The following is a 23913-nucleotide window of genomic DNA, read 5'->3' as shown; positions in this document are numbered from 1 at the left end:
GTGTCGCGTGGCTGTGCTGGGAGAGCTTGAGCACCAGGTGATGCGGGTCGTGTGGGACGCCCATGAGCCGGTCAGCGTGCGCACCGTGTACGAAGCCCTGGTGACGCACCGTGAGCTCGCCTACACCACGGTCATGACCGTGATGGACCGGCTGGCCAAGAAGGGAGTGCTGACGCGCGAGCAACAGGGTCGCGCGTGGCTGTACGTTCCCGCGCAGACCCAGGCGGCCATGGTTGCCGACGAGATCGTCTCGTTGCTGGAGGAGTCGGGCGACCAGGGCATGCGTGTGATCGGGGAGTTCGTGGCCCGGCTGCCACCCGAGCTGGTGGAGCATGCCCGTTTGTGTCTCGGGGTGCGTCCGGCGGAGGTGGCTCCCGTGCGGCGAAGCCCGGGTGGGAGTGCGGCCGGGGTGCGCTCGCGTCCGCTGAGGTGAGCCGACGTCCTCGGCGCTCGTGCCTGAAAGTGTGATTGCCGCTTCTGTGACCCTGCATACCACCGCCTTCGGCGAACCTGCGTATTGCCGCCTTCCGTGATCCTGCGCATTGCCGCCTCCGGCGAACCTTGGTTCAGTGAGGGTGTGGTCGCCCGGCGGTCCAGAATTGGCCCCCAACGGCCGCGAGGTCGACTGATCGTCGGCCCTGAGCGCGATCGGGTCCATTTCTGGACACCTGGAATGGCCGACTGACAGAGTCGCTGCATGGCACTGGCGAGTGAGATCTGGGTTCCCGACACCATCGAGCGTGAGCAGGGCGGGATCGAGAGGCCCCGCATCGCCATCGCAGGCATTTCCATCGAGTCCTCCACCTTCTCGGCCCATCGCTCGGGTGATGAGGCGTTCACCATGTGGCGCGGAGAGGACCTGCTCAGCGGGCTCAATCCGTTCCTGGCCCCTGGCCACCCCTACCGCGATGCGGCGGAGTGGATCCCGGTGGCGCGTGGCCGGTCACTGCCGGGCGGAACGGTGGTGCGTGCGACCTACGAGCGCATGGCGGACGAGATCGTGGAGGGACTTCGCGCCGCCGGGCAGCTCGATGCCCTCTGGTACGACATCCACGGGGCCATGAGTGTCGAGGGTCTCGAGGACGCCGAAGGTGACCTGATCGGCCGCATCCGCGAGGTGGTCGGCGACGAGGTCCTGATCGCCGCCTCCATGGACCTGCACGGGAACGTCTCGCGCCAGCTGGCCACCCAGGTCGACATGCTCACCTGCTACCGGATGGCTCCCCACGAGGACGCACCCAACACCCGCAAGCGCCTCGTCCGGTCGCTCCTCAATCGCCTCCACGGTCGCTTCGGGTCGGATGTCGAGGCCCGCCGCCCCTACAAGGCCTGGGTCCAGATCCCGGTGTTGCTGCCCGGCGAGAAGACCTCGACCCGGCTCGAGCCGGCCACGAGTATCTACAACGAAGTGCCCAAGATCGAGGCGATGGACGCGGTGATCGACGCGTCCTACTGGATCGGGTACGCCTGGGCTGACGAACCCCGTTGTCAGGCCGCTGTCGTGGTCTATGGGGACGACGCTGAGCTGTGTCGTCGCGAGGCAGAGCGTGTGGCCGCCATGATCTGGGACCGGCACGAGGAGTTCCAGTTCGTCGCACCCGCTGACTCGCTCGAGATGTGCCTTCAGCATGCGTTGGCGGAGGGTGCGGCTCGTCCGTACTTCATCTCCGACTCCGGCGACAACCCCACCGCCGGCGGCTCGGGTGACGTCACCTGGACGGCCCATCAGTTGCTGGCCCACCCCGTGCGGACCTCCGGGCTGACGGTGATCCACGCCTCCATGTTCGACCCCGCCGCGGTGGCAGCCTGTGTCGCGGCCGGCGTCGGCGGACACGTGTCGCTCGACGTGGGCGCCGGCGTGGACGACACCACCGCTGGTCCCGTCCCGCTGGCGGGTGAGGTGTTCTCGATCACCGAGGGAGACCCGGTGGCGGGCACCATCGCGGTGATCAAGGTCGACTCCCTGCACTTCGTCGTCACCGAACGACGCAAGCCCTACCACCACGAGAGTGACTTCACCGAGCTGGGGCTCGACCCGCGCCACGCGGACATCGTGCTGGTCAAGATCGGCTATCTCGAGCCGGAGTTGTACACGATGGCGGCCGACTGGATGATGGCGCTCACCCCCGGGGGGGTCGACCAGGACCTCATCCGGCTGGGTCACCACCGCATCGAGCGTCCGATGTTCCCGTTCGACCCCGACATGGGTCGGCCCGCGCTTCAGGCGGAGGTGCTCCGCGGTCGGTGAGGGCTCGCGGTCTCCTCGCCGCTCTCTGGGTGACAGGGAGGAGTGAGCGCGCTCGTCCGGCTTCGCCCCTCAGGCACTCGGCCTGTCCAGAAGTGGCCCCGAATGCCCCGCTGGGCCGTGGAGCAGGCGAACTGTCCACAGCCGGGACCACTTCTGGACAGTTGTCCACAAGCTCGCCCAGCCGCTGGGACTGAGCGGCAGCTTTCGAGCACAACCCTCAGGTGAACTCCCGCACCGAACTCGACCATCTGTTCGCCACCGAAGGCGTCGTCGCCTCGCGAGACTGTCTGCCGCGGCAACGGCGGATGCTGTCTCGGCTGCTGGAGGAAGGGGCCATCGCCAGAGTGCTGCCGGGGATCTACGCCCCTGCTGCGGTGGCCTGCGACCTGCGCGTCAGGTGCGCCGCCATCCGGCTCTGGGACCCGGATGCGGTCGTCTCGGGTCTGGCCGCAGCGCAGTTGACGTTCTGGCCCATGGCGAAGGTCGGCCGGGTGCAGGTGCACAGCCGCCGCAAGCGCCATGGTCCAGCGTGGCTCCGGCTCTCGCGGAGTGTGGTGCCGGACGAGCAGGTGGTGACTCGTGAGGGCCTGCGGGTCACGCGCTCGGCGTGGACGGCCGTCCAACGCGCTGCTCATGACTCCGGTGAGGCCATCGACACGGCACTGAGGGAACGGGCCATCAAGTTGGATGACCTCTTCGACGCATGGCGGGCCCACTGCGGACGACACGCCAATGCGGCCCGTCGTCCGGTCGTTCTGGCGTCGAGGACGAACCCGTGGTCGCAGGGTGAGCGGGGACTTCACCGCGAATTGAGGGTGGGCGGTGTGAAGGGGTGGGTGGCGAACCACTGGGTTGCCCTCTCCGCAGGCCGGGTCGCCCTGGATGTCGCCTTCCCCGGGCTGCGTCTCGGCTTCGAGTTCGACGGCTACGCGGTGCATGGCAATCGTGAGGCGTTCGAGCGCGACCGGGAGCGCCGGAACGCCCTCTATGTCGAGGCCGGGTGGACGGTCCTCAACATCACCTGGGCGATGCTGGCCGATCCTGCGGCCATGATCCGCATGGTCCGTCGGGCCATCAGCCGGGCAAAGGTCAGTGCGAGGCGCCGCGTCCGAACCCGTTGACGTAGTGGCCGCGCACGTGATGGAGGGGCTCGGCGTCGTCCCCCAGCGAGATCTGGGCGGCGATGCAGGTCACCTGCAGCGACCAGCCCACCTCGACGGACGACTCGAGCTCCAGTCCGGCCCACGTCGCCGAGCTCTGCAGGTGTGGCCCCCAGGGCGTCGACTCGAACTCCGCCGCAGCGAAGGGGCCGCCGGGCGCGGGGGCGAGGCCCGCGAAGATGTCGGCGAGGTGACGGTCGGGCCAGTCGACCAGGTTCACCACGGCGCTGCCGGTGCTCTGCAGACGGTCGGTGAAGGCGGCGTCGGGGTCGAGCAGCGCCACGACCCGCCAGGGGTCCCCAGCCGCGACCATCATGGAACTGACGGTCAGCCCCGCAGCACGTTGGTCCATGGGAACACCGAGGGACTGGTCGGCAGGGGCCGAAACCTGCTCGGACAGGGAATGACTGGTGCCCGGCAGCAGCCCGGCGGTCCAGATGGACACCCGTGCGCCCAGTCGTCCCCGCAACTGGCGGCCCGCGTCGCGTTGCTGGCCGAGGAAGGGATGGGAGCTGTGGATCGTCATGGCTCCTTCAGGCTACCGGTGACGCTCGGCCCCTCGACCAGCGTCCGCCGGCCCGATCAGAATCCTTGGGGCAGTTGCGGGATGTAGGGCTGCTCGAGGGCGGCCACCTCCTCGTCACTGAGCTGCAGGTCGAGGGCGGCGACGGCGTCCGCCAGGTGGTGCAGCTTGGTGGCCCCCACGATCGGCGCCGTGACGACGGGGTTCCTCAGCACCCACGCCAGTGCCACCTGCGCCATCGGCACGCCACGGTCGGCAGCGATCCGCTCGACCTCGTGGATGATCGCCTCGTTGCCGTCGCCGAAGAACCGCTTGGCCACCGGGTCGACCTCACCGCGGGTCGTCCCGTGTTCCCCATACGGACGAGCCAACCGGCCCTTGGCCAGCGGGCTCCAAGGGATCGAACCCACTCCTTGGTGGGCGAGCAGTCCGAACATCTCCCGCTCCTCCTCGCGCTGGATCAGGTTGTACAGGTTCTGCATCGAGATGAACCTGGTCCAGCCGTTGAGGTCGGCGGCGTGCTGCATCGTCGCGAACTGCCAGGCCCACATCGAGGAGGCGCCGAGGTAGCGGACCTTGCCCATGCGGACGAGGTCGTGCAGCGCCTCCATGGTCTCCTCGACCGGCGTCTCCGGGTCGAAGCGGTGGATCTGGTAGAGGTCGACGTAGTCGGTCCCCAGCCTTGTCAGCGAGGCGTCGATCTGCTCCATGATGGCCCGACGGCTCAACCCACGGCCCCCCGGCCCCTCGTGCATGGGGAAGAAGACCTTGGTGGCCAGCACCACGTCCTCGCGGCGGGTGTACTTCTTGATGGCCCGACCGACCAATTCCTCCGAACTGCCCAACTGGTACACGTTGGCCGTGTCCCAGAAGGTGATGCCGAGGTCGACGGCTTGCCTGAAGAAGGGTGCAGCCTCGTCCTCGTCGAGCGACCACTCGTTGAACCCGCGCTTCTCACCGAAGCTCATGCAGCCCAGCGCGATCCGCGAGACGCGAAGGCCTGAGTTGCCGAGTCTGACCTGATCCATGGTGTGACCTTTCCTGTGATGTCTCTTCCATGGTGAGGGCTGGCGTCCTCGAGCAGGGAGGCACTGGTGGGACCCCGATGCCCTTCCGATGCTTGGGGGCCACGGTCCAGAAGTGGACCCCACCGGCAGCGTCCCCGCCACAACTGCGGCCGAAGCCCCGTTCGGGGCCATTTCTGGACGAGCCAACCCGGTCACGGCGAAGGGGGTACTGGTGCGCCCTCCCCCAGCGGTGCGGCTGCCCCTAGCGTTGCCCCAGTGAGCCAACCCAGTCGAGCCCTGTCCTCCGCCGCTGCCGGACTGTGGGGGCTCCACTTCGCCTTCCTGACGCCCGCGCTGGCCTTCATCCTGGTGGCGCTGCTCGACATGACCCCCACCCAGATGGGGACGGTCCTGGCGATCTCCAACGCGGGCGGCTTCGTCGCTGCCATCGTGCTGCCGGCCTGGGCCGATCGGACGCGCCAGTACCCGCGGTTCCTGATCGCTGCGGTGCTGTGCACGCTGGCGCTGGTGGCGGTCCTGGCCTCGACGACCAGCCTGCCGGTCGTCGTCGCAGCGCTGGTGGTGCTCGGAGGGCCGGCAGGCACGGGGATGTCGATGCTCTACGGGCACCTGCGGGCGGCCGGCACACCGGCGCGGAGCATCGTCCACACCCGCACGATGGTGTCGTTGGCCTGGATCATCGGGCCTCCCGTGGCCACGTTCCTGATCAGCGGATTCGGGAATGACGCCATCCTGTGGGCCCTTGCCCTGGTCGCGGTCGGCAACCTCGCGACCACCGTGCTGCTGATGCGCGAGCACGCCCGGTCGGCCAGTCCCGCGAAGGCCCCCGACGACCACCTCGACCTGCCCCGCCTGATCGTCGCGCTGATCATGGTCGCCTTCGTGCTGATGCAGGCGGCCAACGCCGCGGGCATCTCGGTGATGAACCTGCACGTGGTCGACTCGCTCGGCCTGTCCCTGTGGTGGGCCGGACTTGCCCTGGGGCTGGCGGCGGCACTCGAGGTGCCCGCCCTGCTGTGGCTCGGACGACTCACCGCGCGCTGGTCAAGCCTCGGCCTGCTGGTCAGCGGAGCGATCGCCAGCATCGCCTACTACCCCCTGATGGCGCTCGCCCAAGGTCCCGTGGTGCTGCTCGGCTCGCAGGTGCTCAATGCCTGGGGAGTCGCCACCATGAGTGGGGTCGGCATCACCTTGTTCCAGCAGATGATCCCTTCGCCCGGCCTCGCCGCTGGCCTGATGACCAACACCCGCAGGATCGGGACCATCGTCAGTGGAGGCCTGATCGCCGTCGCCGCCGGCGGGCTCAGGGGCTACCGAACGGTCTTCCTGGGCTGCGGGCTGCTGGCGGTGCTGGGCCTGGTCATCCTGCTGGTGGCCGTCCGACACACCCGCCGCCGTGTCGTCGGCGCCAGTTCGCGAGCGATCGCCTGAGTCCATTCGTGGACTCGGCCTCGGGTGCCCCCGGTCCGTGATGGGGTCGAGGGGTGAACACTGACGTCCTTCCCGAATTCGACCCGACCACCAGACGCCGCGCCCTCATCGTGCGAGGAGGGTGGGACGGGCACCATCCCGTCGCCGCCACCGACCTGTTCGTTCCCCATCTCGAGCAGCACAACTTCGAGGTGCTGGTGCACGACTCCACGTCCGCCTACGCCGACGCCGACCTGATGGCGTCGGTCGACCTGGTCGTGCAGTGCGTCACCATGGGCACCATCGAGCACGACGAGGTGATGGGACTTCGGCGCGCGGTAAAGGCCGGAACAGGCCTGGCGGGCTGGCATGGCGGCATCTGTGACTCGTTCCGCAACGCCTCGGAGTACCTCCACCTGATCGGTGCCCAGTTCGCGAGTCACCCGGCCTCGTCCAACCCCCACACCATCGACGTGCTGCCTCTCGACCACCCGATCACCCGGGGCGTGCCCAGTTTCGAACTCGACACCGAGCAGTACTGGATGCTCACCGACACCTACCTCGACGTGCTGGCCACCACGACCCAGGCGTCGACGGACGACGACCCCTGGCATCGTCCGGTCACCTCGCCGGCGGTGTGGACGCGCCAGTGGGGCCAGGGCCGCATCTTCGTGGCGACTCCAGGTCATGACCCGGAGGTATTGGCCAACGAGCACGTGAACCTGCTGGTCAGGCGCGGAATGCTGTGGGCTGCCCGATGAGGCTCGCGATCCTCGGCCTCGGGAACATCTCGGGTCAGTACCTCGCCCAACTGCCCGCGCTGCGCAACCTCGAACTGGTCGCCGTGGCCGATCTGCGGCCCGACGTGGCCCAGGCCGTCGCCGACCGACAGGGCGTGCGGGCGCTCACCCCCGAGCAACTGGTGGCCGATCCCCAGGTGGAGGTCGTGCTCAACCTGACCACCCCCGCCGCTCACGCGCCGACCACCATCGAACTGCTGCGGGCTGGCAAGCACGTCTACCAGGAGAAGCCGTTCGCCCTCACCCCGGACGAGGCCACGGCCATGCTGAGCGCTGCTCGGGAGGCCGGAACCCGGCTGGGGGTCGCCCCCGACACCGTGCTGGGTACCGGGGTGCAGACGGCGCGAGCCATCATCGACGCCGGTGAGATCGGACGCCCCGTCAGCGCCATCGCCGCCTTCGGATGCCCCGGTCACGAGGCCTGGCATCCCAACCCGGCCTTCTACTATGCGGCGGGTGGTGGTCCGATGCTCGACATGGGCGTCTACTACCTGACCGCCCTGGTCACCATGCTCGGCCCTGTCGAGGCGGTGGTCGGCATGGCCTCGCGGACGAGGGGAGAGCGCTTGGTCCCCGACAACGCCCCCCGTGAGGGCGAGACGATCCAGGTCGAGGTCGACACTCACGTGCAGGCGCTGCTGAGGCACGCGAACGGGGCCCTGACCACGGTGATCACCAGCTTCGACATGACAGCCAGCACCCTTCCGCATCTGGAGGTGCACGGTGAGGAGGGTTCCTTGCAGGTGCCCGATCCCAATGGGTTCGGAGGATCGCCCCGGCTGTTCACGCACCCCTCAACGGGATGGGTCGAGGTGGCCGACCGGGCCGGATTCGTCGACGCCGGCCGGGGCTACGGGGCGTCCGACCTGGTCAGCGCCATCGAGCACGGCCGTGAGCCGCGGCAGGGTGCGGATCTGGGGCGACATGTCTTCGAGGTGATGGACTCCATCCTCGCGAGCGCCCATGCCGACCGGGTGGTCACCATCCAGAGCAGCTGTGAGCGCCCGGCCGCGGTCCCGCTCGGATCGATGCCGTTCGACTCCTGACCCCTGCGGTCCAGAAATGGCCCCGACTCGCGCCGCATCCCCGGATTCGGGGACACGAGCGCGAATCGGGGCCATTTCTGGACCAGGGGCCGGTCAAGTTCCCCTCGGCGGCCACAGCCGATCAGCTGCGTCCCACAGCGGGGGAGGAACCGACCTCCTCGCCCTCGACCACACCGGCCGCCGCGAACTGGCTCTGGTAGAGCTCGTAGTAGTGACCCCGCGAGGTCAGCAGTTCCTCGTGCGATCCCTGCTCGACGATGGCTCCGTGCTCCATCACCAGGATCAGGTCGGCATCGCGAATGGTCGACAGGCGGTGAGCGATCACGAACGAGGTGCGACCGGTGCGCAGGGCATTCATCGCCTGCTGCACCAGCACCTCGGTGCGGGTGTCGACCGACGAGGTGGCCTCGTCGAGGATCAACAGCGCCGGGTCGGCCAGGAAGGCGCGGGCGATGGTGATCAACTGCTTCTCACCGGCCGAGATGTTGGACCCCTCGTCGTCGATGACCGTCTCGTAGCCATCGGGCAGCGAGTGGACGAACCGCTCGACATAGGTCGCGCGCGCCGCGGCCTCGACCTCGGCATCGGTGGCATCGGGTCGTCCGTAGCGGATGTTCTCGCGAATCGTGCCGCCGAACAGCCACGTGTCCTGCAACACCATGCCCAGCTTCGAGCGCAGCGCCGACCGTGGCACCGAGGCGACGTCGACCCCGTCGAGCAGGATCCGACCGCCGTCGAGTTCGTAGAACCGCATCAGCAGGTTGACCAGCGTGGTCTTGCCCGCGCCGGTGGGCCCGACGATCGCGACCGTCTGCCCCGGCTCGACCGAGAGGGTCAGGTCGCTGATCAGCGGACGATCGGGGGTGTACGAGAAGCGCACGTGCTCGAACTCCACCTCACCCTGGGTGACCGGCAACGTCCCATGCGACTCCGGGGTGATCTCGTCGGCGTCCAGCACCTCGAAGACGCGCTCGGCCGAGGCGACCCCCGACTGCAGCAGGTTGGCCATCGAGGCCAACTGGGTGATCGGCTGGGTGAACATCCGCGAGTACTGGATGAAGGCCTGCACGTCGCCCAGGGGCAGTCGTCCTGAGGCCACCATCAGACCCCCGACGACAGCGATCGCCACGTAGTTGAGGTTCCCCACGAAGAACATGACGGGCATCATGATCCCGCTCAGGAACTGACCACCGAATGAGGCCCGGCGCAGTTCGGTGTTGCGCCGGGAGAACTCCTGCTCGATCTCACGCTGGCGTCCGAAGACCTTCACCAGCGAGTGCCCCGAGAACGACTCCTCGATGTGCTGGTTCAGTTCACCGGTCGCCTTCCACATGCCGGCGAACTGCACCTGCGAGCGCTTGCCGATCACACCGGCGATCACGCCGGACACCGGGATGATCAGCACCGTGATCAGGGTCAGCCACGGGTCGACCCACAGCATCATCACCAGCACGCCGATCACCATCAACACGGAGTTGAGCAGCTGCTGGACGGTCTGTTGCAGGGTGGTGGCCACGTTGTCGATGTCATTGGTGACCCGGCTCAGCAGCTCGCCGCGCGGCTGCGAGTCGAAGTACGACAGTGGCAGGCTGTCGAGCTTCTCCGAGACGTCGCGACGCAGCTGGTAGATGCCCCGGTTCACGATGTGGTTGAGGATCCATCCTTGGCCGACCATCAGCAGCGCCGAGACCACGTACAGCCCGAGCGCGATGCCCAGGATCTGCAACAGCTTGTCGGTGTTGATGCCGAGCCCGGGAACCAACGGCAGCTTGCTGATCAGGTCGGCGAGATCTGCCTGCCCGGCGACCCGCAACTGCTCGAGCAGGGCCTCCTTGGAGATGCCGGCCGGGAACTGCTTGCCCACCACACCAGCGACGATGTAGTCGGTGGCGCGTCCGAGGATCTTCGGTCCGACGACGTTGAACGCCACGCCGAGCATGGCCATCACCACCACCAGTGCGGCGGCCGGCTTGTGCTCACCGAAGCGCCCCAGCAGGCGCTTCAGCGACGGCCCGAAGGCCACCGCCTTCTCGTTGACCCGTCCGATGCCGGGGCCGTGGCCCTGGGCGCCGGCCTTGCGGGCGGTCTCGGCGATCTCCGAGCGCTGGTTGGCGGCGGGTGTCTTCTGGGAATCGCTCATGCGGCGGCCTCCTCGGCGCTCAGCTGCGAATCGACGATCTCTGCATAGGTCCCACAGGTCTGGACGAGGTCGTCGTGGCGGCCGATGCCGACGATGCGACCCTCGTCCAGCACGACGATCTGGTCGGCGTGCCGGATCGTGGAGACCCGCTGGGCCACGATCAGCAGGCCCGCATCCGTGACCTCCCGCGCCAACGCCGCCCGCAGCCGGGAGTCGGTGGCCACGTCGAGCGCCGAGAACGAGTCGTCGAAGATGTAGATCGCCGGACGTTTCACCAGGGCGCGGGCGATCGAGAGGCGCTGCCGCTGACCGCCGGAGACGTTGGTGCCTCCCTGGGAGATGTGCGCGTCCAGGCCACCGTCCATGGCGCGGACGAAGTCGGCTGCCTGCGCCGTCTCGAGGGCTGCCCACATCTGGTCCTCTGTGGCGTCGGGTGAGCCGTGCTGCAGGTTCGTGCGCACTGTCCCGGAGAACAGGTAGGGACGCTGGGGCACCAGGCCCAGCTCGGCCCACAGGGCGTCCGGCTCGAGCTCGCGCACGTCGACCCCGTTGACGCGCACCGCCCCGCCCGTGGCGTCGAACAGCCGCGGGATCAGGTTGGTCAGCGTCGTCTTGCCCGAACCCGTCGAGCCGATCACCGCAGTCGTCTCGCGAGGGCGGATCTGGAAGGTGAGGTCGCGAAGCACGGGCGCCTCGGCACCCGGGTAGGTGAACTCCACATGGTCGAAGTCGATGGTGACCGGGCCCGCGGGTACGTGGACGCCGTTGGTCGGGGGAACGACGGACGATTCCGTGTCGAGCACCTCGGTGATGCGGGTGGCCGAGACCGCTGCGCGGGGGGCCATGAAGATCATCATCGTCGCCATCATCACGCTCATCAGGATCTGCATCAGGTAGGTGATGAAGGCGGTGAGCTGGCCGACCTGATGGTCACCGGAGTCGATGCGCTGGGCCCCGAACCACATCACCGCGATGTTGCTGGCGTTCATCACGAACATCACCAGCGGGAACAACGCGACCATCAACTGGCCGACCTTCATCTGCACGTCGACCAGGCTCTCGTTGGCGTCGTCGAACCGCTTGGCCTCGTGGGGTTCGCGGACGAAGGCCCGCACCACCCGGATGCCGGTGATCTGCTCACGCAGCACCCGGTTCATGGTGTCGATCCGGGTCTGGACTTTGCCGAACAGGGGGAAGGCCCGCCACAGCAGCACCCCGAGACCGATGCCGAGCACCAGGACCGCGCCCAGGATCACCCAGCTGAGCTGGGTGTCCTCGCGCAGGGCCATGAACACTCCGAAGACCATCGTGAAGGGGGCGCCGATCATCATGATCAGGGTCATCAGCACCAGTTGCTGCACCTGCTGCACGTCGTTGGTGTTGCGGGTGATCAGCGAGGCCGCCCCGAAGTGGTTCACCTCGCGTGCGCTGTAGCCGACCACCTGGTGGAAGATGTCGTCGCGCAGGTCTCGTCCCACGTTCATGGCGACGGTCGCGCCCAGGTAGACCGCCGCCACCTGGGCGAGCACCTGCAGCGCGCTGACGCCGAGCATGAAGCCTCCGTGGCGCCAGATGTAGGGAATGTCCTGCTTGAGCACCCCGACGTCGATGATCTCGGCGTTCAGGGTGGGCAGCCACAGCGAGGCGGCGACCGCCACCAGTTGCAGCACGGCAACCGCCCCGATCAAGCCCCAGTAGGGCTTGACGTAGCGGTTCACGAGATGGACCAACATCAGATCTCCTGTCGATCGGGCCGGGCTGCCTCGGGTCGGCCTGTGTCGGGTCGGGCGAACCCGTGCAGCATCAGTTCGGTGACCTCGTCGATGTCTTCGAAGCGTGAGACCGAGAGGAAGGGATGCATGGTCGCGAGGGCCATGGTGTGGACGAGACCTGCTGCCTTCGAGGTGGAGACCGTCAGGTCGTCCGCGAAGGGGCTGAGCAGGGAGGCGATGGCCCCCGTGACCCGGCTGATGCGCGCCCAGTGGGCGTTCTGCGGGGGAGGGAGGTGTCGGGGCGGGGCAGGCGTCTCACCGGCGCTGGAGTGGAGGGCCGCGAAGAAGGCGCTGGTGGTGCGGACGTTCTCGTTCAGCACCCCCAGGACGTCGTGCACGGCCTCGGCCAGGCTCGAGGGGTGGAGGGCACCGATGGCGCTGATCACCCGCGTGGGATCGACGACGTCGTCGATGACCGCGCACATCAACTCATGCTTGGTCGGGAAGACCCGGAACAGCGTGCCCTCGGCGATGCCCGCAGCCTCGGCGACCTGCCTCGTGGTGAGTTGTGCCCCCTGCTCCATGAACAGGGGACGGGCCACCTCGACGATGGCTGTCCGACGTTCCTCGGCGGGAAGGGGCTTGGCGCGCGGTGTCACCCGCAGAACATTAGTGAGTGAGTGCTCACTCATTCAAGGGTGGAAACCCCTACTTTGGTCTGGACCTTGTCGGCGGACGAACCCGACGGGCGGCCAGCCGAGGGTGCCGAGGACGCGCGGTCCAGAAATGGACCCAAGGTCCCGCCGGAGCGCCACCCACGCGCCCTGGGCGCATCCCGGGGCCAATTCTGGACAGCGACGCGTCGGCCCCGGGGTCACCGCACTCCGGCACAATCGAGGCATGAGCCAGCTGATCGCCCCCCGTTCGGTGCCGCTGGGCGGCTACCGGTCCATGACCGTGCGTCGGACCCTCCCCTCGAAGGGCCGCGCCTTCATCGGCGCCTGGTGTTTCGCTGACCACTACGGGCCCGAGCGGACCGCCATGGACGTGGCTCCCCACCCACACACCGGCCTGCAGACGGTGAGCTGGCTGTTCTCGGGTGAGATCGAGCACCGCGACGCCCTCGGAACGGTGGCCAAGGTACGCCCGGGCGAGGTGAACCTGATGACGGCGGGCTCGGGCATCTGTCATTCCGAGGTGAGCACCGACCCGGACGCCCTGCTGCACGGGGTGCAACTGTGGGTGGCCCTGCCCGAGTCGGCGAGGCACCGCCCCCGCGCCTTCCAGAACCACGCCTGCGAGCGGGTCGACCTCGACTCCGGAGCTGCGGCGCGGGTGCTGACGGGCACGTTGCCCGGGGTGGGCTCGTCGCCGGTCACGACCTGGTCCCCCTTGCTGGGAGCCGAACTCGACCTGCCCTCGCACTGTGCCATCCGACTGGACCTCGAACCCGAGTTCGAGCACGGGTTCCTGGTCGACGGCGGCACCGTCGAGGTCGACCATGAACCGGTCGGCCACGGCCAACTGCTGCACCGCGACGCGGGCCCGTCCACCGTCTCGCTCCGCACCGGCGATCAGCCGGCGCGGGTGATGCTGCTCGGTGGCGTGCCGTTCGAGGAAGAGGTGATCATGTGGTGGAACTTCCTCGGTCGTAGTCACGACGAGATCGAGCAGTTCGCGCGCGAGTGGAACGAGGGGTCCGAGCGGTTCGGCGCCGTGGAGGGGTACCGACCCCATCCCGGCGGCACCGCACGGATCCCCGCGCCGGCCATGCCACCGGGACGACTGCTGCCGACCGTTCGCCGCGGACGACGCTCGAGCGTCGAGTGACCCGCGCCCCTAGGCTGGGACGGTGACTGAACTGGGCGCCCTCGCCGACCGCACCTTCTCGGCCGTCATCTTCGACATGGACGGAACCCTGATCGACTCCACCCCCGCGGTGGAACGGTCGTGGCGGATCTGGGCCGCTGAGTTCGGCCTCGACGTCGATGACCTCGCCTCCGCCCACGGGATCCCCGCCGAGACCACCGCTCGGCGACTGGTACGGGCCGACCGCGTCGACGAGGCGGTGGCGCGGATCAACGAGATCGAGCTGGACGACCTGGACGGAGTCACCCTCCTGCCCGGTGCCCAGGAGGCGCTGGACGCGCTCACCGATGACCGGCGAGCGATTGCGACCTCGTGCACCCGTCCCCTGTTCGAGGCACGGATCGCGGCGGCGGGCTTCCCCCGTCCGGGCATCATCGTCACCGCGGACGACATCGAGCACGGCAAGCCACACCCCGACCCGTTCCTGCGTGGGGCCGAACTCCTCGGCTTCGACCCTCGTGAGTGCCTCGTCTTCGAGGACGCGCCGGGCGGGGTGGCCGCGGCCCGAGCCGCCGGTTGCCCCGTGATCGGGTTGACGACCACCTCCGGCCCGGAAGGCCTGGCGGAGGCCGACGCGATCATCGGCAGCCTTGCCGACATCCGTCTGGTGCAGACTCAGGAGGGCATCCGGCTGCAGCCGGCCTGACGCGGCCGGCCGCCCAGAAGGCCGACGAACCGGTCAGAGGAGGACGAACCGATCAGTGCCCGCGGGCGATCCACTCCTGCACGTGGGGTGCCTCGTCCGCGATGGTGGTCGACTCGCCGTGACCCGTGTGGACGACCGTGGACGCCGGCAGGCCCAGCAACCGACGCTGGATCGAGCCGACGATGGTCTCGAAGGACGACCAGCTTCGTCCGGTCGCTCCCGGGCCACCCCTGAACAGGGTGTCACCGCTGAACACGACGCCGAGGGCCGGGACGTGGAAGCAGCAGGCCCCCGGTGAGTGGCCAGGTGTGTGCAGCACCTGCACCTCCACCCCGGCCACCGGGATCACCTGCCCGTCGGCGAGTTCGGCGTCGGGGCCGAGGTCGGGGAAGACCAGGTCCCACAGCATCCTGTCGTCCGGGTGCAGCCACGCGGGGGCACCCACCCGTTCGGTGAGTTCGCGGGTGGCCCTGATGTGGTCGTCGTGACCGTGGGTGAGCAGCACGGCGAGCACCTTGCGTCCGGCGACGAGTTCGGCGATCGCCGCGTCGTCATGGGGGGCGTCGATCACGACGCACTCGTGGTCGTCGCCGAGCACCCAGACGTTGTTGTCGACGTCGAAGGTCTCACCGTCGAGGGAGAACGTTCCGGAGGTGACGGTGTGGTCGATGCGCGCGCTCACAGTTCCACCACCGATCGCAGGACCTCGCCGCGGTGCATCTTCTCGAACGCCTCGTCGATCTCGGTGATCTGGATCCGTTCCGAGACGAAACCGTCCAGGTCGAAGCGTCCCTGCCGGTACAGGTCGACCAGCATGGGGAAGTCGCGCTCGGGCAGGCAGTCGCCGTACCAGGACGACTTGAGCGCACCCCCTCGTCCGAAGATGTCGATCATGGGCAGTTCCACCATCTGCTCGGGGGTGGGCACACCCACCAGCACGACCGTGCCGGCGAGGTCGCGCAGGTAGAAGGCCTGTCGATACGTCTCCGGACGACCGACCGCCTCGACCACCACGTCGACGCCGTTGCCCTCGGTCAGGGCACGGACAGCCTCGACCGGGTCGTGGTCACGGCTGTTGACGGTGTGGGTGGCACCGAACCGTCGGGCCCCTTCGAGCTTGCGGTCGTCCACGTCGATGGCGATGATCATGGTCGCTCCGGCGATCCGGGAGCCCTGGATGGCGGCATTGCCGACACCGCCGCAGCCGATCACGGCCACCGAGTCGCCGCGGGACACCCCACCGGTGTTGACCGCGGCGCCGAAGCCCGCCATCACCCCGCAGCCGAGCAGTCCGACGGCGGCCGGGTCGGCCTCGGGATCGACCTTGGTGCACTGGCCGGCGGCGACCAGCGTCTTCTCGATGAAGGCTCCGATGCCCAGGGCTGGGGTGAGTTCGCTGCCATCGGTCAGCGTCATCCGCTGGCTGGCGTTGTGGGTGGCGAAGCAGTACCAGGGCTTGCCGCGGCGACAGGCGCGGCACTGGCCGCAGACGGCCCGCCAGTTCAGCACGACGGTGTCACCGGGTGCCACCCTGGTCACCCCGTCGCCGACCGACTCGACGACGCCCGAGGCCTCATGGCCGAGCAGGAAGGGGAACTCGTCATTGATCCCGCCGTCGCGGTAGTGCAGGTCGGTGTGGCAGACGCCGCACGCCTTGATGGCCACGACCACCTCACCGGGCCCGGGGTCGGGCACGACGATGTCGACCAGTTCGACGGGTGCTCCCTTGGATCGGGCGATCACGCCCTTGACGGTCTGTGACATGCGGGTCCTTTCAGTCGGCCGACCGGTCCAGTCTTTCGGATCGGGTCGGGCAGTGAGGAGTTCGGGGTCAACTGCGGATTTCGGGTTCAACTGCTGGGTGCGGCCGGGCGAGGAGCCCGGCTGTCCAGAAATGGTCACACGATCGCCGGATCGACCAAGATCGGCGTCGGCGCCTCGGGTTGGGTCCATTTCTGGACCGAGCGGCGACTGCAGGGTCTGGACCGGTGCACTAGAGGTCGACGCCGTCGGAGGGCAGCGGGTCGGACCCCTCAAGAGGGTTCGCCGCCGTGGTGAACGGGTTCGGCTCGTCGGGCAGCGGCTGCAATCGCACCGCCGTCCCGTAGGCCGCCACCTCGGAGGTGCCGTCGTTGACCTTGCCGCCGTCGAAGCGCAGGCCCACCACGGCGTCCGCGCGGGCCTCGATCGCCATCGCCACCAACGCGTCGACAGCTTCCTGGCGGGTCGTGGTCAACACGGCCGAGAGATCGGCGGAGGCCCTCATGTCGCGGGCGCGGGTGACCACCCCGATCACCTCGCCCACCACCTCGTCGATGGTGCGGCCGGGCAGCGTGTCCGTCGTGGTGACGGGGAGGTCGCGGTGCCGGAAGACAGCCCGACGAGGTTCGGGTTCGGGCACCGGGGTGGCGGGGACCGGTTGGTCGGGCGCGGCGCCCCACTGACCCGCCGCTTGGGGTCCCGGGCCTTGGGGTCCTGGCCCTTGCCCGGGGGCGCCCCAGTGCGGGCCGGGCTGCTGCCACGGCTGCCCCGGTGCGGGGTGGGGCTGCCCCTGGGCGCCCGGTTGAGGCGGCACCTGATGTCCCGGCTGCGGTTGCCCCTGCGGGGGCTGGTTCCATGGCTGACCGGGCGGTCCCCACGGCTGCTGGCCGTAGGGATTCTGGCCACCCGGCTGCTGGCCGTAGGGATTCTGGCCACCCGGCTGCTGGCCGTAGGGATTCTGGCCACCCGGCTGCTGGGCGTGGGGATGCTGACCCGAGGAGCTGTGTCCGTATGACATGGCCCCACGATAGGGCGACCACGAGCCAACCACCGCCCCCGTGTCGAGGCCGTACAGGGTCCAGCCTGCCCCTCGGTAGGCTGACCTCCGTGACTGATCAGACCACGGCCCACACCGACGCCCCGGAGCCCACCGCTGCCGAGGTCAACGAGCAGATGCAGGTGCGACGCGACAAGCGCGATCGCATCCTCGCCGCCGGTGGTCAGGCCTACCCGGTCGACCTGGTGCGCAGCCACACGCTGTCCCAGGTCCGCGAGACGTGGGGCCACCTGCAGGCCGGTGAGGAGACCGACGACGAGGTCTCCGTCGGCGGACGGGTGGTGTTCATCCGCAACACCGGCAAGCTTGCCTTCGCCACCCTGCAGGACGGCTTCACCCCGACCGACAACGGTGAACGTCTGCAGGTGATGCTCTCGTTGGCCGAGGTGGGTGAGCAGGCCCTGGCCGACTGGAAGGCCGATGTCGACCTCGGCGACCACGTCTGGGTGCGGGGGCGGGTGATCTCGTCCAAGCGGGGTGAACTGTCGGTGATGGCAGCCGAGTGGCGGATGGCGTCGAAGGCCCTTCGTCCGCTGCCCACGCTGCACAAGGAACTGAGCGAGGAGTCGCGGGTGCGCCAGCGCCATGCCGACCTGGTGGTGCGCCCTGAGGCCCGCGAGATGGTGCGCCGCCGCGCCGCGGTCACCCGATCCATCCGCTCCACCTTGGAGGAGCTGGGATTCATGGAGGTCGAGACCCCCACCCTGCAGCTCATCCACGGAGGCGCGACGGCGCGTCCCTTCCGCACCCACCTCAATGCCTTCGACCTGCCGATGACCCTGCGGATCGCGCTCGAGTTGTACCTCAAGCGGGCCATGGTGGGCGGTGCAGACCGGGTCTTCGAACTGGGACGAATCTTCCGCAACGAGGGCATCGACTCCAGCCACAGCCCCGAGTTCACGATGCTGGAGGCCTACCAGTCGTGGGGCAACCAGTTCACCATCGCCGAGGTGCTGCAGACCGTGATCCGGCGCGCGGCGGAGGCGGTGGGCAGCCTGGAGGTGACCACTCCCGAGGGGGAGGTGATCGACCTGGGTGCCGAGTGGCGTTGGGTGGGCGTCTACCCCGGGCTCTCGGAGCGGCTCGGGCGCGAGGTCACCCTCGACACCCCCCGGGAGGAGCTCGAGGCCATCGCCGCCGAGCATGGTGTCGAGCTCAAGCCGGGCCTGTCCGAGGGCAAGATCGTGCTCGAGTTGTTCGGCGACCTCGTCGAGCCGACCCTGGTGCAGCCCACCTTCGTCTGCGACTTCCCGGCCATCGCCCAGCCCCTGGCTCGACCCCACCGGGACGATCCCCGGCTGGTCGAGGCCTGGGACCTGATCATCGGTGGGTTCGAGTGCGGCACCGGCTTCTCGGAACTGATCGACCCCGTCATCCAACGCGACGTGCTGACCGCACAGTCGGTTGCCGCGGCCGCCGGTGACGTCGAGGCGATGCAACTGGACGAGGACTTCCTGACCGCCCTCGAACTCGGCGCCCCACCCATGGGCGGTCTGGGCATGGGCCTCGACCGGCTGATGATGCTGTTGTCGGGGGCCGGCATCCGCGAGACGATCCTGTTCCCGCTGCTCAAGCCCCGCTGACTGGCAGGCTGGTGGGATGAACCTGATCCCCACCCCGGCTGAAACCCTGCGCAAGTACCTGGACGAGGCGCGCGACGGCATGCTGTCGAAGCTCGACGGGCTGGACGAGCACGCGCTGCGCTGGCCGCACACCGCGACCGGTGCCAACCTGCTCGGGATCCTCAAGCACGCGGCCTCGATCGAGCTCGGCTACCTGGGCGACTGTTTCGACCGTCCCAGCGGGGTGCCGCTGCCCTGGTTCGACGAGGGTGCCGAGCTGAATGCCGACTTCTGGTGCACGCCGGACGAGACGGTCGACGACATCCGGGCGCTGGCGCGGGCCGCCCAGCAGACCACCCGCGCCACCCTCGAGGCGCTGCCCCTTGACGCCGTCGGCCGGGTGCCGTGGTGGACGGGACGGGAGCGGGTGACGCTGCACCAGGTCGCCGTGCACACACTCACCGATCTGGCGCGCCACGCCGGGCACATGGACATCGTCCGCGAATTGATCGACGGACGGGTCGGGCTCCGCAAGGAGGGCGACAACATGCCGGAGATCGACTGGCAGGCCTATCGGACGAAGCTCGAGCGGCTCGCCGATCAGGCGCCGGGGAGGCCGGGGCCTACTTCCACAGGGTCGTGAGGGAGAACGCGATCGCCATCAGCCCGATGCCGATCACGATGTTCCAGTCGCCCAGGTCACGCATGACGGGGATCCGGTAACCGGTGATGTAGTAGACCACCAGCCAGAGCACCCCCAGCAGTCCGGTGGGGATGAAGGCCCACGGCACCCACGAGCGATCGCTGGGACCACTCCTGCGGGTGGCCTTCTTCTCGGCGAGCTTGGCCTGGTCGCTGGCCTTGCGCTTCTTGTCGGCCGCCGTTCGGCTCTTGGACTCTGGCACCGGGTCCCTCCCTGGTCTGGTGTCGCGGCCGGCACCACCACTCCCGGTGACCGCGCCAACGCTGCAGGTAGCCTAGTCGAGACAACGCGCGGCGCCCATTCGCGCCACCCGCCACCGCCGAGGGAGCTTGATGAGCGAGCCGGACGAACTGGTCACCGGGCACCACCACTCCGTGGTGCGTCCGGCAGCCCGCTCGGTCGGTCGACGGATCGTCCGCGCGGTCCGGTGGGCGCGGGTACGGGAACGACGACGACGCAGCACACGCCTGGGTCGAGTGGCGACCGTCGGGGTGATCGCCATCGCGACGCTGATGGCCACCATCGGCGCCATCACCTCCCACGGCAGCGACCTGAGGGCGGGACGCAACACCGATCTGGTCGACCTGGTGAGGGCGCAGGCCGACACCAACAAGAACCTCCAGACCCAACTCGGGGCCCTGCGCAAGGACGTGGACGCACTGTCGAGGGCCGACGCCGGCAATCCCCAACTGGCGGCCCAGGTGGAGCAGGCCTCACTCGACGCCGGGGCCACGGCGGTCAGCGGCCCGGCCGTGAAGGTCACCCTCACGGATGCACCACTGTCGGTGCAGCCGGTCGGGGTGGACGAGGACCTGCTGGTGGTGCACCAGCAGGACATCCAGCTGGTGGTGAACCTGTTCTGGGCGGCCGGTGCCGAGGCGATGACGATCCAAGGACAACGAGTCATCTCGACCACCGGGGTGAAGTGCGTGGGCAACTCGGTGGTGCTGCACGGCATCCCCTACGCGCCGCCCTACGAGATCGTCGCCATCGGCGACCCGGGGCAGTTGATCACCGCGCTCGACACCTCCGACGGGGTGCGCATCTACAAGCAGTACGCCGATCGCTACCAGTTGGGATGGAAGCAGGCGGACGTCGGCCGGGTGACCATGCCCGCCTACACCGGCTCCACGACCCTCAGCCACGCGAAACCCATCCCCTGACCAGGCGTGTCAGCGGCATGCGGGGGCTCCACCCCTGACTCGAGGCACCCGTCCCGCATGTCCAGAATTGGACCCAGGATCACCCAAGTGCCCCGAAACAGCCGCCCTGGTCGATCTGGTGGCCATTTCTGGACATGCGCCACAATGAGCAGCATGCGGATCCTCGTCATCGACAACTACGACTCGTTCGTCTACAACCTGGTGCAGTACCTCTACCAGTTGGGCGCCGAGGTCGAGGTCTGGCGCAATGACGACACCCGGCTGACATCCCCCACGTTCCACGAGGGGTTCGACGGCATCCTGCTCTCACCCGGCCCCGGTACCCCCGAGGAGGCCGGTGCCTGCATCGACATCGTGCGCAGCCACACAGGTGTGGTGCCCATCTTCGGGGTGTGCCTGGGGCTGCAGTCGATGGCGGTGGCCTACGGCGGCACGGTCGGACGAGCACCTGAACTGCTGCACGGCAAGACCTCGCTGGTGCACCACGACGGCAAGGGTTGCTTCCGTGGACTGCCGAGCCCGTTCACCGCGACGCGGTACCACTCCTTGGCAATCGTGCCCGAGAGCCTTCCCGACTGCCTCGAGGTGACCGCCCGTACCGACTCGGGGGTCATCATGGGCGTGAGGCACCGCACCGCCCTGGTGGAGTCGGTGCAGTTCCACCCCGAGAGCGTGCTCACCGAACACGGGCACCAATTGCTGGCCAACTGGCTCGCCGACTGCGGGGACGCCGAGGCGCCGGCCCGAGGGGCGAAGCTGCGCCCCCTCATGACCTCGGCCGGCTGAGGAGCTGGGGCCGGCTGAGGAGCTGGGGCCGGCGGACGAGCTGGGCCGGCTGACGAGCTGGGCCCCAACCCCTCAGCCGACCCGAGGCGACGACCGCAGGTCAGCCGCCGCTCGATTGCGACGGGCTCGGCGAACTGCTGGGATCCGGGGACGAGGGCGGCTGGGAGGCCGGCGCCTTGGCCACCTCCAAGGTGATCTTTGCCCCGGGCTTGACCTCCGTGCCCTCCTTGGGGGTCACCGTCAGCACGGTTCCGGGGGCGGCATCGGTGGTCTCGACCTCCTTCACCTTGATGTCGGTGAAGCCGTTGTCGTTGAGTCGCACCTGGGCCCCCGCCAACGGCAGCCCGACCACCTGTGGAACCGCGACGGTGTCCTTCTTCACCCCGATGTAGACGGTGATCTTCTGGGTGCGGTCCAGCTTCGTGCCGTCCTGTTGGTCCTGCTTGATCACCTTGCCGACCTGGGTCTCGTCGGTGGTGACCTGGTTGCGCGGGGTCGTCCCGGCGAACCCGGCGGCGAGGGCCTCCGTGTTGGCGTCGTCCTGGCTCTTCCCGGTCAGGTTCGGCACGGTGGCCTGCTTCGGCGAGAGGTTGATCATCACCTCGTAGCCCTCGGCGACGGTCGCACCGGCGGCGGGATCGGTGCTCACCACCGTGCCGGGTGCCTGCGCCAACGACTCGGCGTTCTCGGGCGCGTCCTGGGACTTGCTCGTGAACCCGGCCGCCTTCAGGGCGTCCTGGGCCTCCTTCAGGGTCTTGCCGACCAGACCGTCGGGGATCGTCCCCGTCTTCACCCCCAGGTTGAGGGTGATGTCGACCGACGTCCCCTCGTCCACCATCTGCAGCGGCTTCGGGTTCTGGTCGATGACCGTGTTCTTGGTCTCATCGGGGCCGTTGACCTCCGTCACCTTGCCGACCTTGAGACCGGCGTTGATGATCTGCGACTCGGCGCTGGCGCGGTTGGCCCCGATCACCGAGGGCACCCTCGACTGAGCCGGTGCCTGCGGTCCGCTGTCCTTCAGCACCTGCCACAACCCGTAGCCGACCACGGCGGCCAGGGCCAGCAGCAGGGCGACGACGATGGTCACGGTGCGTCGGCGGGCTGGACGATCCTGCACCGCGGTCATCGGACCCGTGTCTGCGTGCGCGGGCAGGAATGAGCCGGTGTCGCTCACCGCCTGGTGGGTGCCGGTCGGTGTACCCCCGGCTGCGGCGAGGCCACTCATGCCGACGGCACCGCCGGCATTGGCGGCCGCCGCCTGGGCCGCCATGGCAGCGGCTCCGAGTCCCACGGCCGCACCGGCAGCACCTGCACCGGCGGCGCCCATCCCGGGGGCGCCCACTCCGGCGGCACCCAGCACCTGCGTCGGCGCCATCGAGGCCGACGATGCCGCCAACACCGGCTCGCCGGCCAGCAGACGAGTGATGTCGTCGCGCATCTCGCGCGCGTCCTGGTAGCGGTCGGCAGGATCCTTGGCGAGCGCCTTCAAGGTGATCGCGTCCATGGCGGGGGTGATCTCATGGTCGACGTGACTGGGGGGGACGGGCTGCTCGCGCACGTGCTGGTAGGCCACCGAGACCGGCGAGTCACCCGTGAAGGGGGGGCGTCCGACCAACAACTCGTACAACAGGCAACCGGCGGAGTAGATGTCGGAGCGTTGGTCGACCGTCTCGCCCCGGGCCTGTTCGGGCGAGAGGTACTGCGCGGTGCCGATGACGGCCGCTGTCTGGGTCATCGTCGCCGAGGTGTCCGCGACGGCGCGAGCGATGCCGAAGTCCATCACCTTGACCTGACCTTGTGGGGTCAGCATGACGTTGGCCGGCTTGATGTCTCGGTGCACGATGCCCGAACGGTGCGAGTACGCGAGTGCGTCGAGCACTCCTTGGACGAACTCCAGGGCCCGCTCCGGCAGGATCTTTCGTCCGTCGCGCAACACGTCGCGGAGGGTGTGCCCCTGGACGAGCTCCATCACGATGTAGGGCACGTGCACCCCGGTGGCTGCGTCGTTCTCCTCGCCCGTGTCGTAGACGGCGACGATGTTGTGGTGGTTGAGTCCGGCTGCGGCCTGGGCCTCGCGCCGGAACCGCGCCTGGAAGGTGGGGTCGGACGACAGGTCTGCCCTCAGCCGCTTGACCGCCACCTCTCGTCCGAGCCGGGAGTCGTGGGCCCGCCAGACCTCGGCCATGCCGCCGCGGCCGATGACTGATTCGAGTTGGTAGCGGCCACCGAGCAGGATTCCAGAATCGGTCATCGGTGTCCTCCTTCCGAGGGCGCCGATCGGGTCGACATCGCCTCATGG

At 68.8% G+C, this 23913-nt stretch carries 22 protein-coding genes; 12 read left to right on the top strand and 10 right to left on the bottom strand.

What is annotated here, in order from left to right:
* Positions 1–7 precede the first annotated feature (7 nt).
* From H507_RS13620 to H507_RS0100180, 3 genes are all read left to right on the top strand, one after another.
* Positions 8–433: a BlaI/MecI/CopY family transcriptional regulator gene (locus H507_RS13620; RefSeq protein WP_022908701.1), complete on the top strand. Its 426-nt coding sequence runs from the start codon at positions 8–10 to the stop codon at positions 431–433.
* Positions 434–697: 264 nt separating this feature from the next.
* A complete protein-coding gene (locus H507_RS0100185; protein ID WP_022908700.1) occupies positions 698–2248 on the top strand; it encodes a M81 family metallopeptidase in 1551 nt (516 codons plus the stop codon).
* A 221-nt stretch (positions 2249–2469) separates the two neighbouring features.
* Positions 2470–3369: a hypothetical protein gene (locus tag H507_RS0100180; RefSeq protein WP_022908699.1), complete on the top strand. Its 900-nt coding sequence runs from the start codon at positions 2470–2472 to the stop codon at positions 3367–3369.
* On the opposite strand, the gene H507_RS0100175 is transcribed toward H507_RS0100180, so the two are convergent.
* Positions 3338–3934, bottom strand: coding sequence for a flavin reductase family protein (locus H507_RS0100175; protein WP_022908698.1), 597 nt, complete (start codon positions 3932–3934; stop codon positions 3338–3340). The genes H507_RS0100180 and H507_RS0100175 overlap by 32 nt on opposite strands.
* A gap of 56 nt (positions 3935–3990) precedes the next feature.
* The gene (locus H507_RS0100170; RefSeq protein WP_022908697.1) at positions 3991–4959 is read right to left on the bottom strand and encodes an aldo/keto reductase; all 969 of its coding nucleotides are present in this window, start codon (positions 4957–4959) and stop codon (positions 3991–3993) included.
* Between the two features lie 255 nt (positions 4960–5214).
* Here H507_RS0100170 and H507_RS0100165 point away from each other — a divergent pair, with 255 nt between their 5' ends.
* The 3 genes from H507_RS0100165 to H507_RS0100155 are packed head-to-tail and all read left to right on the top strand — an operon-like array spanning position 5215 to position 8215.
* Positions 5215–6390: an MFS transporter gene (locus H507_RS0100165; RefSeq protein ID WP_022908696.1), complete on the top strand. Its 1176-nt coding sequence runs from the start codon at positions 5215–5217 to the stop codon at positions 6388–6390.
* Positions 6391–6443: 53 nt separating this feature from the next.
* Entirely contained in the window at positions 6444–7130 is a 687-nt protein-coding gene (locus H507_RS0100160) for a ThuA domain-containing protein (RefSeq protein ID WP_022908695.1), read from the top strand.
* A complete protein-coding gene (locus H507_RS0100155; RefSeq protein ID WP_211217276.1) occupies positions 7127–8215 on the top strand; it encodes a Gfo/Idh/MocA family protein in 1089 nt (362 codons plus the stop codon). The genes H507_RS0100160 and H507_RS0100155 overlap by 4 nt, the downstream gene beginning before the upstream one ends.
* A 121-nt stretch (positions 8216–8336) precedes the next feature.
* Here the strand turns inward: H507_RS0100155 and H507_RS13615 are convergent, their stop codons facing one another.
* From H507_RS13615 to H507_RS17035, 3 genes are read right to left on the bottom strand one after another with little or no spacing between them, the layout of a single operon-like run.
* Complete coding sequence (locus H507_RS13615) at positions 8337–10355, bottom strand: ABC transporter ATP-binding protein (RefSeq protein ID WP_040437327.1); 2019 nt, start codon at positions 10353–10355, stop codon at positions 8337–8339.
* Complete coding sequence (locus H507_RS0100145; RefSeq protein ID WP_022908693.1) at positions 10352–12088, bottom strand: ABC transporter ATP-binding protein; 1737 nt, start codon at positions 12086–12088, stop codon at positions 10352–10354. Before H507_RS0100145 ends, H507_RS13615 begins: the two co-directional genes overlap by 4 nt.
* A complete protein-coding gene (locus tag H507_RS17035; protein ID WP_084707560.1) occupies positions 12088–12759 on the bottom strand; it encodes a TetR/AcrR family transcriptional regulator in 672 nt (223 codons plus the stop codon). Before H507_RS17035 ends, H507_RS0100145 begins: the two co-directional genes overlap by 1 nt.
* A 208-nt stretch (positions 12760–12967) precedes the next feature.
* Between H507_RS17035 and H507_RS13605 the strand changes: the two genes are divergently transcribed.
* Both H507_RS13605 and H507_RS0100130 read left to right on the top strand, forming a co-directional pair.
* Positions 12968–13897, top strand: a complete 930-nt coding sequence (locus H507_RS13605; protein WP_022908691.1) for a pirin family protein — start codon at positions 12968–12970, stop codon at positions 13895–13897.
* 22 nt (positions 13898–13919) lie between these two features.
* The gene (locus tag H507_RS0100130) at positions 13920–14582 is read left to right on the top strand and encodes an HAD-IA family hydrolase (protein WP_022908690.1); all 663 of its coding nucleotides are present in this window, start codon (positions 13920–13922) and stop codon (positions 14580–14582) included.
* Between the two features lie 52 nt (positions 14583–14634).
* On the opposite strand, the gene H507_RS0100125 is transcribed toward H507_RS0100130, so the two are convergent.
* From H507_RS0100125 to H507_RS17530, 3 genes are all read right to left on the bottom strand, one after another.
* Positions 14635–15264 carry an MBL fold metallo-hydrolase gene (locus tag H507_RS0100125; RefSeq protein WP_022908689.1) on the bottom strand — a complete coding sequence of 210 codons (630 nt, stop codon included), beginning with the start codon at positions 15262–15264 and terminating at the stop codon, positions 14635–14637.
* Entirely contained in the window at positions 15261–16346 is a 1086-nt protein-coding gene (locus H507_RS0100120) for an S-(hydroxymethyl)mycothiol dehydrogenase (protein WP_022908688.1), read from the bottom strand. The genes H507_RS0100125 and H507_RS0100120 overlap by 4 nt, the downstream gene beginning before the upstream one ends.
* A 229-nt stretch (positions 16347–16575) precedes the next feature.
* Positions 16576–17361, bottom strand: coding sequence for a heavy metal-binding domain-containing protein (locus H507_RS17530; RefSeq protein ID WP_084707559.1), 786 nt, complete (start codon positions 17359–17361; stop codon positions 16576–16578).
* Between the two features lie 155 nt (positions 17362–17516).
* Here H507_RS17530 and H507_RS0100105 point away from each other — a divergent pair, with 155 nt between their 5' ends.
* Complete coding sequence (locus H507_RS0100105; protein WP_026377540.1) at positions 17517–18983, top strand: lysine--tRNA ligase; 1467 nt, start codon at positions 17517–17519, stop codon at positions 18981–18983.
* 16 nt (positions 18984–18999) lie between these two features.
* Entirely contained in the window at positions 19000–19605 is a 606-nt protein-coding gene (locus H507_RS0100100) for a DinB family protein (RefSeq protein ID WP_022908684.1), read from the top strand.
* On the opposite strand, the gene H507_RS0100095 is transcribed toward H507_RS0100100, so the two are convergent.
* On the bottom strand, positions 19586–19867 hold the full coding sequence (locus H507_RS0100095; RefSeq protein WP_022908683.1) for a cell division protein CrgA: 282 nt from the start codon (positions 19865–19867) through the stop codon (positions 19586–19588). The genes H507_RS0100100 and H507_RS0100095 overlap by 20 nt on opposite strands.
* Before the next feature lie 130 nt (positions 19868–19997).
* Between H507_RS0100095 and H507_RS13595 the strand changes: the two genes are divergently transcribed.
* Both H507_RS13595 and H507_RS0100085 read left to right on the top strand, forming a co-directional pair.
* Positions 19998–20828, top strand: a complete 831-nt coding sequence (locus tag H507_RS13595; protein ID WP_022908682.1) for a DUF881 domain-containing protein — start codon at positions 19998–20000, stop codon at positions 20826–20828.
* Between the two features lie 144 nt (positions 20829–20972).
* A complete protein-coding gene (locus H507_RS0100085; RefSeq protein WP_022908681.1) occupies positions 20973–21614 on the top strand; it encodes an aminodeoxychorismate/anthranilate synthase component II in 642 nt (213 codons plus the stop codon).
* Positions 21615–21714: 100 nt separating this feature from the next.
* Here the strand turns inward: H507_RS0100085 and pknB are convergent, their stop codons facing one another.
* Complete coding sequence (pknB, locus tag H507_RS0100080; protein WP_425393303.1) at positions 21715–23799, bottom strand: Stk1 family PASTA domain-containing Ser/Thr kinase; 2085 nt, start codon at positions 23797–23799, stop codon at positions 21715–21717.
* Between the last annotated feature and the right edge of the window lie 114 nt (positions 23800–23913).

This window comes from Aestuariimicrobium kwangyangense DSM 21549, from assembly GCF_000421525.1.
GTDB classification, from domain to species: Bacteria; Actinomycetota; Actinomycetes; order Propionibacteriales; family Propionibacteriaceae; genus Aestuariimicrobium; species Aestuariimicrobium kwangyangense.
This window is presented reverse-complemented; position numbering and strand designations above follow the sequence as displayed.